Annotated in this window: 9 protein-coding genes and 2 pseudogenes; 2 read left to right on the top strand and 9 right to left on the bottom strand. The window is 63.5% G+C overall.

Annotated elements, in window-relative coordinates; all coding sequences use genetic code 11:
- From VZ95_RS17455 to VZ95_RS17490, 9 genes and pseudogenes are all read right to left on the bottom strand, one after another.
- A pseudogene (locus tag VZ95_RS17455) lies at positions 1 to 852 on the bottom strand (methionine--tRNA ligase); the annotation flags it as partial.
- 16 nt (positions 853 to 868) lie between these two features.
- Positions 869 to 1,939, bottom strand: coding sequence for a DNA polymerase III subunit delta' (locus VZ95_RS17460; protein ID WP_045776997.1), 1,071 nt, complete (start codon positions 1,937 to 1,939; stop codon positions 869 to 871).
- Complete coding sequence (gene tmk, locus VZ95_RS17465) at positions 1,939 to 2,514, bottom strand: dTMP kinase (protein ID WP_232302731.1); 576 nt, start codon at positions 2,512 to 2,514, stop codon at positions 1,939 to 1,941. Before tmk ends, VZ95_RS17460 begins: the two co-directional genes overlap by 1 nt.
- Entirely contained in the window at positions 2,409 to 3,497 is a 1,089-nt protein-coding gene (locus VZ95_RS23270; protein ID WP_232302729.1) for a D-alanyl-D-alanine carboxypeptidase family protein, read from the bottom strand. Before VZ95_RS23270 ends, tmk begins: the two co-directional genes overlap by 106 nt.
- 55 nt (positions 3,498 to 3,552) lie before the next feature.
- Positions 3,553 to 3,597 (bottom strand): annotated as a pseudogene (locus VZ95_RS29445) (hypothetical protein); the annotation flags it as partial.
- A 77-nt stretch (positions 3,598 to 3,674) separates the two neighbouring features.
- Positions 3,675 to 3,890, bottom strand: coding sequence for a hypothetical protein (locus tag VZ95_RS17475; protein WP_045776999.1), 216 nt, complete (start codon positions 3,888 to 3,890; stop codon positions 3,675 to 3,677).
- A gap of 19 nt (positions 3,891 to 3,909) precedes the next feature.
- Complete coding sequence (locus tag VZ95_RS17480) at positions 3,910 to 4,992, bottom strand: septal ring lytic transglycosylase RlpA family protein (protein WP_156995374.1); 1,083 nt, start codon at positions 4,990 to 4,992, stop codon at positions 3,910 to 3,912.
- Positions 4,985 to 5,974, bottom strand: a complete 990-nt coding sequence (locus tag VZ95_RS17485) for a lytic murein transglycosylase (RefSeq protein ID WP_232302730.1) — start codon at positions 5,972 to 5,974, stop codon at positions 4,985 to 4,987. The genes VZ95_RS17480 and VZ95_RS17485 overlap by 8 nt, the downstream gene beginning before the upstream one ends.
- A 74-nt stretch (positions 5,975 to 6,048) precedes the next feature.
- A complete protein-coding gene (locus tag VZ95_RS17490; protein ID WP_045777003.1) occupies positions 6,049 to 6,843 on the bottom strand; it encodes a YdcF family protein in 795 nt (264 codons plus the stop codon).
- A gap of 157 nt (positions 6,844 to 7,000) precedes the next feature.
- Here VZ95_RS17490 and VZ95_RS17495 point away from each other — a divergent pair, with 157 nt between their 5' ends.
- On the top strand, positions 7,001 to 7,777 hold the full coding sequence (locus VZ95_RS17495; protein WP_045777000.1) for a HAMP domain-containing protein: 777 nt from the start codon (positions 7,001 to 7,003) through the stop codon (positions 7,775 to 7,777).
- A partial coding sequence (locus VZ95_RS17500; protein WP_156995375.1) for a GGDEF domain-containing protein occupies positions 7,774 to 8,187 on the top strand: 414 nt, incomplete at its 3' end. The genes VZ95_RS17495 and VZ95_RS17500, both read left to right, overlap by 4 nt.

An 8,187-nucleotide genomic window follows, 5' to 3' on the forward strand; every position in this document is an offset into this window, starting at 1 on the left:
CGGCCATCAGAAAAGCGGGCCAGAAGACGGCATGGAAGCGCAGAATATCCTTGCCGACCATATGCAGCGCGGGCGGCCAGAAATCCTTATAAAGTGCCCCGTTTTCATCGGGGTAACCGAGGGCGCTCAGGTAATTCGTGAGGGCGTCGAACCACACATACATGATGTGCTTGTCATCGCCCGGCACGGGCACGCCCCAGGAAAAACTGGTGCGCGAGACCGATAGGTCTTGCAGGCCGCTTTTAACAAAGCTCAACACCTCATTGCGGCGCGAGCGCGGGGCGATGAAATCCGGGTTCGCCTCATAGAAGTCCAGCAGCTTTTCGCCCCAATTGGACAGGCGGAAGAAGTAACTCGGCTCCGTCACCCACTCCACCTCGGCCCCAGTCGGGGCTTTCTTGCCGGTGGGGGTTTCGATCAACTCGGATTCGGCGTAATAGGCCTCGTCGCGAATGGCGTACCAGCCTCGTAGGCGCCTAAATAGATTTCGCCCTTGTCCATCAAGCGCTTCCACAGCGCTTGGCAGGCGGCGTAATGGCGCGGCTCGGTGGTGCGGATGAAATCATCATTGGTGAAATTCATCCGGACGGCGAGATCGCGGAAATTCTGAGAAACTTTATCGGTAAAGGCTTTCGGGTCGATCCCTGCCGCTGCCGCCGATTTTTCCACCTTCTGACCGTGCTCGTCGGTGCCAGTGAGGAAATGCACATTTGTGCCGTCGAGGCGCAGGAAGCGGGCCAGCACATCGCAGGCGAGCGTCGTATAAGCATGACCGATATGGGGCTTATCGTTCACATAATAGATCGGCGTGGTCAGGTAATAGTGGGACAAAGCGGACTGCGGCGCGGTCATCGAAATTCCTTCAGAATTATAGTCGCTGGGTCAGAGGCAGAAGGGCCGAGAGAACCGCCTGTTTGCGGTCGAGATTAAGCCCGTCTGTCTGCCGAAAAAGCTGAGCGTTTTTTTCCCACACCTCGATCAATCGATCAAGGCTTCCTGCCGCGCGCAATACCGCTTCTGCCGCCTGCGCTTCACCCGGTAAATCATTGGGAACGCTGCCTGTTCGGGCCGAATGGCGGATGACGCGCATCAGCCAAGCATCGAATTGGTCAATAAAACTGCGATACTGCGCGTCCGCTGCCGCCTTGCCGAGCTTTTCGGCAAAGCCGTGCAGGGCGGCGGGATCGCCGTTGGGGGCGTGGCGCAGCAGGGCGAGGAGATCGGTGAGCACACTGCGGGTTTCGGGATCGGCGAGCGCCAAGGCGCGGCCTGGGGCACCCTCCGCGAGGGTGACGGCGATAGGATCGAGCGGTTCGCCGTCGAGCACCGCCTCCGCTGCTATCCGCACTTCCTCCGGCGACAGCGGCGCGAACCGCAGCAGGCGGCAGCGCGAGCGGATCGTGGGAAGCAGGCGGCCCGGCGTATGGCTGACGAGAATCAACAGGGCGCGCTTTGGCGGCTCCTCCAGAATCTTCAGCAAGGCATTGGCGGCATTGGTATTCATCTCATCGGCGCTATCGATGAGTACGATGCGCCAACCGCCCTGCGAGGCGGTGAGATGCAGGAACTGGCCGATCTCGCGCACTTGATCGACGCTGATCGCCGATTTCATCTTGTCGCGCTTTTCGTCCATCTCGCGTTCGATGACGAGCAGATCGGGGTGCGAGCCGACAGCGATTTGGCGGACGGCGGGATGATCGGCATCGACCGCAAGACTGGTGACGGGGGCGCTATCGCCGAAGAGGCTGGAGCCGCTGTCCTGGCCACCGCCGGTCAGCAGAAACCGCGCCATGCGGTAGGCGAAACTGGCCTTTCCTACCCCCGGCGGGCCGGTCAGTAGCCACGCTTGCGGTACTCGGTCGCCGGACAGCGCCTCACTCACCAGCCGCTCATTGGCCGTATGCCCAACCAGGGTGAGCGTTTCGCGCGGCGGGCGCATCAGGCGAGATCGGGGAAGTGGGCGCAGATGGCGGCGGCAATACGGGCGCTCACAGCCTCCGGCGTGCCGTCCGCATCGATTCGCCGAAACCGTGAGGGTTCAGCAGCGGCAAGCGCGGCAAAGCCCTCGGCAACGCGCCGATGGAACCCGAGATCGAGCCCTTCAAAACGCGCCTCCCCGCCCCGGCGCTGGGCGGCCCGGCGCAACCCCTCTTCCAACGGCAGATCGAGCCATAGGGTTAGGCTCGGCAGCAGCCCATCGGTTGCAATTTCCTGCAAGCTTCGCAGCATCGGTAACGGTTGGCCCCGGCCATAGCCTTGATAGGCCAGCGTCGAATCGGCGAAACGATCGCAGAGCACCCAAGCCCCGGATTCCAGGGCGGGAAGAATGGTTTTGCGAACGTGATCGCGGCGGGCAGCGGAGACCAGTAGGGCTTCGGTCGCCCCGTCCCAGCGGTCGGCGCCCCCGCTCACAAACAGCGCACGGATTTCCTCTGCCCCTGGCGAGCCGCCCGGCTCGCGGGTCGCGACCACTGTTTGCCCGTGCCCGCGCAACCAATCGGCAAGGCGGGCGATCTGAGTGGATTTACCGCCGCCCTCGCCGCCCTCGAAGCTAATGAAGCGTGCCATTTCATTGTGTTGGGGCATCGCCTATTGGGCCGACCCCAGAACATAATGCCGCATCGCCGCGCGACCCGCCCGAACAGGCCGAGTTCCGGCACATCCGCTGCGGCCACGAGCGGAATTTCAATCGCATCGGTGCCGGGGGCCGTAACGACCAGCTTGCCGACTGGCTGACCTTTCAGTACGGGTGCTTCGACCGGCCCGTCGAATTTCGCCACCGCCACCATATCCTTGCGCAAGCGGCGCGGCAGGGTGACATAGGCCGAGTCTTTCACCGTTACGCTCACGCTGGGCTGCGTGCCGAGCCAGACGGGCACATCGGTCAGCGGGTCGCCGGGTTTGCCGACGAGGTACGAATCGAACTCGCGAAAACCCCATTCCATCAGGCGGGCGGTTTCTTGCGCGCGGTCCCGCAACGATTTCAAACCATTGACGACGAGAACCAACCGCCGCCCGTCGCGCACTGCCGAGCCGGTGAGCCCATAGCCCGCAATTTCGGTATGGCCCGTCTTCAGCCCATCGGCGCCCGGAAAATCATAGAGCAGCGGATTGCGATTGCCCTGCTTGATATTATTGAAGGTGAACTCGCGCTGCGCATACATCGGGTAATATTCGGGGAAATTCCGAATGGTCGAGAGCGCCAGCACGGCCAAATCATGGGCCGTGGTCCAATGGTCGGGATCGGGCCAGCCGGAGGAGTTGCGAAAATGACTATCGGTCATGCCGATGGCTTTGGCGTGGCGGTTCATTTCTTCGGCGAAGGCTTCCTCGGTCCCGGAAATCCCCTCGGCAAGGGCCACACAGGCGTCATTCCCCGACGCGATGACCGCCCCGTGCAGCAGATCCTGAATGGTCACGCGCGAGCCAACGTCGATGAACATTTTCGAGCCGCCGGTTCGCCAGGCCTTCTCTGAAATCGTCAGCTCGTCGGTCATTTTCATGTCGCCCTTTTTGAGCTTCTCGAAAAACGATATGCGTGGTCAGCATCTTGGTCATCGACGAGGGATACATGCGCTGATCGGCGTTTTTATCCATCAGGATCGTGCCGGTATTGGCATCAATCAGCAGCGCGTGCGTGCCGGTGGTTTCTATGACCGGCCAACCCTTCGCATTCACTGTCGGCGCGGGCGGCGGCGGCGGTGTTTGGGTTGGGGGCTTCGCGGGTGCGGCTTTCGCGGCGGGTGCGGGTTTGGCCGCCGGGGGCTTGCCCCTTGCGTCTGCTGGGCCGCGACCGGCTGCGCCGCCAAGGTCAGCGCAATCAGCAGGGCGGATAGGCCGCCGAACACGCTGCCGGAGAGATTTTGCCGCGTGCCGAGGTTCTCGCGCATTGCCCCTTTACTCCTTCACTCATTCCACCACGAGGCGGGCATCGGGATAGCCGCCGCGATTGATAACATCGTCCAAGGTGCGGTCGCCATCGTCCACGCTGGCGAGCGGGCCGATGCGCACCCGTTGTAGTCTTTGGCCATTGGCGGCAACGATGGGCTGAATCACCACTTTGCCGAAGCTGGTGAGACGGTCGCTGAGAACCCGCGCGCCTGTTTCACTGGAGAGTGCCGCCACTTGAATAAACAATTGTGTCCGTTTCGGGGTCGTCGTCGCGCCGAGGCCGGTCGGATCGGGCGGCGGCGCAATGATTGGCTGACTGCCGGTGATCGGGGCTTGGCCTGCGGCGGGCGCGGCACCGTTCGGCGTCGTGCTGGTTTTCACACCGTTCGGCGCATCCAACCGTTCGACCGCGACACTGCTGCGCGGAGCGGCACTGGCTTTCGGATCGGTTGGCGGCGGGGCCACGCGGGCGATCAAGGTGCCACTGCCCTTGCTGGCGGCATCGGGCGCGGTCCGGCCTTGGCTGCGTAAGGCATCGGCCATCTGGCGCGATTCCTCCGTGAGAACCTGCACGCGTACCCGCGCCGTCCCCGCTTGATCGAAGCCGAGCAATTGCGCGCCGCGCCGGGAAATATCGATGATCCGACCGCGCGCATAGGGGCCGCGATCATTCACCCGCAGCACGACGACCCGGCCATTGTCGAGATTGGTCACGCGCACGAAACTCGGCATCGGAAGCGTGCGGTGCGCCGCCGTCATTTCATTTTGATCGTAATCCTCACCATTGGCGGTGAGTTTGGCGTGAAACCCCGGACCGTACCAGGAGGCAACGCCGGTTTCATCATACGTGAAATCTTCGGACGGATAATAAGTGACGCCATTGATCTGATAGGGCGCGCCCACCTTATAAACGGCTTTTTCAGGTACTTGCGACGTTATCGCCCCCGTTTGAGGCGAGGTCGTGCTTGCCCCCGTGCTTGGCCCGCGCGCACCGCCACCGCAGGCCGCAAGCCCCGCCGCCATCAGGCCGACACAGCCGAATCGCAGCACACTCCGCAAGGGGGATAAGTTTACGTCCGTCACCATCATCCGCTTAACCATCCCCAATCCGATCTGCCAACAAGCCAACCGCTGTGGCGAAATAGGTCGATCTGTTCCAATCCATCAAGGTTCGAAAATTGTCATAGACCAAATACGATGGCCCCTCCGGCCCATCGGGCTGGATCAGCGAGGCGTCGAGCCCCGCAGGCCCCGTTAGCTTTGCTCCATCCAGGCGCGTGACGCCGAGGGCCGCCCAATCGCTCAAGGACTTCCGGGTTTTCACGCCGATCTGGTCGCTCGGCACCGGCTGCGACGCCCGCACCTCCCGGCCCCAGCGCAGGTCCTGCCGCCAGCCAACGGTGGCCAGATAATTGGCGATGGAGGCAAATACATCGCGCGGATTGCGCCAAATATCGCGCTTACCATCGCCATCGCCGTCTTTGGCATACTTAAGGTAACTCGATGGCATGAACTGCGACTGGCCCATCGCCCCGGCCCAGGAGCCGCGCAATTGGCCGACCGTCGCCTCCCCCCGCTCGATAATCGTCAGCGCCGCCAGCAACTCACCCGCGAAAAACGCCTGCCGCCGCCCGTCATAGGCGAGGGTCGCCAGCGACGGGATGACGGCGAAACCGCCCTGCCCGCGCCCAAAATCGCTCTCAACCGCCCAAAGCGCCAGAATGAAAGCCGCCGGAACGCCACTCTCGGCCGAAACGGCCTGGAGCGCCGCCCGGTGCTGCACGGCGCGTTCCTTGGCCGCCTTCACCCGTGCATCGCTGACCACGCCTCGGCGATAGGTTTCGAAGCGGATGGTTTTTTCCGGCTGGCGCTGATCGAGTTCCAGCACGCGCGGAATCGGCGCGATCCCGGTCAACGCGGCATCGAGCGTGCGCGGGGAAATGCCCTTTTGCGCGGCATCGAGCCGAAACCCCGCCAGCCAGGCATCGAAGCTGGGCTTATCTTGCGCCGCAGCAGGCTGGGCGAGCAGCATGGCGGCGGCGAGCGCGGCCCCTCGGCTGATCTTAATCCCCATCGCTCGCATTGCGGCGCCCCATCGTTGATCTTACGTCCGTTCTTCTCGCACAGGCACGCGTATGACGCAATCACGAGCGCTCATTACGGGGCCGGAAAGAAGCTTTCCGTGCGCCCGAGTGCCCAGTAATACGTGAGCCCGATCCATTCCCGGCTCGCCCAATAGAAATTCTGTAAACCGCCGAGCAGATCGAAACTGATTTGGCTGTCCGGCGCGGCGCCAAAATCGACCGGATAGGGCACCACCGGCCAGCCCTGTTGGCGGAAAATCCCCACGGCGCGCGGCATATGATAGGCGCTGGTCACCAACAGCCAAACCTCGCCGGGCTGCGGGGCGACCAGGGCACGGCTGTAGCGGGCATTCTCATCGGTATTGCGCGAATCGCGCTCGAACACCACGCGGGCGGGATCGAAGCCGACCATCGGCAAAAAACGGTCGCGGACCAAATCGGCCTCGCGCACGGCCCCCTCGCCATCGATATCGGCCGAACCGCCCGTCATCACCAGTTTTGCCGCCGGATAGCGCCGCCCGAGATCGACCAAAGCCAAAAGCCGTTCGGCGGCATCGGTGACGACCAGCGTCGCAAACGCGCTGGAGCGGTGCGTATCGACCGCGCCCCCCAGAACAATCACGCCATCGACTTTGGGCAGCTTAGCGAGATCGGGCTGCGGAAAGCGGTTTTCCAGCGCGGATAGAAGGTCGTTCGGCACCGGCGTTAGCGTGAGCATGCCGCACAGCAGCACGAGGAGCGTCAGCGCTACCGCCCCTATCCGCCGCCAGCGCAGCAGCGCCGCCAGCGCCGCGATCAGCACCAGAATCCCGAGCAAATTGGCGGGATTGGCGATAATCCACAGGAGTTTCGAGACAAAGAAAGCCATAGCGGGTTCCGGGGTCAACGGCGGTGACGCGACCATAGAGGCCTTTGCCCGCAGCGTCACGCGCTTCCCCGTCAGCCATCGCCTGCGTCTGTATGCTTGACCTATTCCCCCGCCGCGCGGCACTTTCAGGGTTTGCGCCTTTCAGGAATGGGACGAAATGTCGTTACGGCTGAAGCTCATCATCGCCTTACTCGCTACCAGCCTGCTCTCGGTCGGGGTCATGTGGGGTGTTGCCTATGAGCGGCTGGAGCGGCGGTTTGGCGATATTGTGGAAACCATCTCGGCGCGCAATTTTCGCGGCGATGTGGCGGCCTATTGGCTCACCTATGGCTCGTGGGAGGCGGGGGTTCGCGCCGAACCCTTCACCCAGTTCGTCCGCCGCCGGAAGGATTTTCTGGCGGTGCAGGGGGCCGACGCCGATACCGGCGACGATACGGGCGCGCAGGCCCTTCCCCAGCGCCCCCGGCCCCTGGGCCGAACCCCAGGGCCAGACGCCCCAGGTTTCGACGGAAGCGGCGGCAATTTTCGCCCACCTTTCCGCTTTATGCTCTTCGATTCCAGCTGGGTTCGCCTCGACCGGCGTAACCCGCCCAACGGCGAGCGAAAAGAGGCAACGCCGGAGCAGCGCCGCAAGGCGGTGCCGATCCGGGTGAAGGGCGAAATCGTCGCCTATGCCTCGCGCGAGGGCGACGCCAATTATTCCACCACCGATCTCGCCTATCTCGCCGCGATGCAGAATGCGCTGGCCTGGGGCATTGGCGCGGCGGCGCTGATGGCGCTCGGCCTGGGGTTGCTGGCGGGGCGGCATTTTGGCCGGTCGATCACCCCGCTGCTTCAAGCGCTCGCCAAAATGGGCGACGGGGCCGTTCCCCAGCAGGTGCCCGTGACCTCCCGCGACGAAATCGGCCTATTGGCGCAAGCTTTAACCGAATGAGCGAAGAAATCGCCCAAAGTAACGCCGCCCTGCACGAATCCTACCGGCAGATTAGTACCCAGGCGCAGCAACTCTATGAAGCCAGCATCCGCGACGGGCTGACCGGGCTCTATAACCGCCGTCATTTCGATGCGGTCGTCGACCGTTTGATCGTCGAAGCCCAGTATAGCGCCGCCCCGCTGGCGCTGGCGATTGCCGATATCGATGATTTCAAGCGCATCAATGATGGTTTCTCCCACGCAACCGGCGACGCGGTCCTGCGCGCCCTCGCCGCCCTGTTGATCGCCGAAGCCCGGCCCGGCGACGTAGTGGCGCGCTACGGCGGCGAAGAATTCACCCTCGCCTTCCCCAACGCCGACCTCGCCACCGCCACCGCCCTGTGCGAGCGCCTGCGCCAGCGCGTCGAAACC

It is taken from the genome of Elstera litoralis, from assembly GCF_000963705.1.
GTDB classification, from domain to species: Bacteria; Pseudomonadota; Alphaproteobacteria; order Elsterales; family Elsteraceae; genus Elstera; species Elstera litoralis.

What these genes read in the sequence shown, in the direction of transcription:
- VZ95_RS17475 (WP_045776999.1), bottom strand. Translation starts at nt 3,890, where the DNA reads ATGCGCGAGAACCTCGGCACGCGGCAAAATCTCTCCGGCAGCGTGTTC.
- VZ95_RS17490 (WP_045777003.1), bottom strand. Translation starts at nt 6,843, where the DNA reads ATGGCTTTCTTTGTCTCGAAACTCCTGTGGATTATCGCCAATCCCGCC.
- VZ95_RS23270 (WP_232302729.1), bottom strand. Translation starts at nt 3,497, where the DNA reads ATGACCGACGAGCTGACGATTTCAGAGAAGGCCTGGCGAACCGGCGGC.
- VZ95_RS17480 (WP_156995374.1), bottom strand. Translation starts at nt 4,992, where the DNA reads ATGGTTAAGCGGATGATGGTGACGGACGTAAACTTATCCCCCTTGCGG.
- VZ95_RS17495 (WP_045777000.1), top strand. Translation starts at nt 7,001, where the DNA reads ATGTCGTTACGGCTGAAGCTCATCATCGCCTTACTCGCTACCAGCCTG.
- VZ95_RS17485 (WP_232302730.1), bottom strand. Translation starts at nt 5,974, where the DNA reads ATGCGAGCGATGGGGATTAAGATCAGCCGAGGGGCCGCGCTCGCCGCC.
- VZ95_RS17460 (WP_045776997.1), bottom strand. Translation starts at nt 1,939, where the DNA reads ATGCGCCCGCCGCGCGAAACGCTCACCCTGGTTGGGCATACGGCCAAT.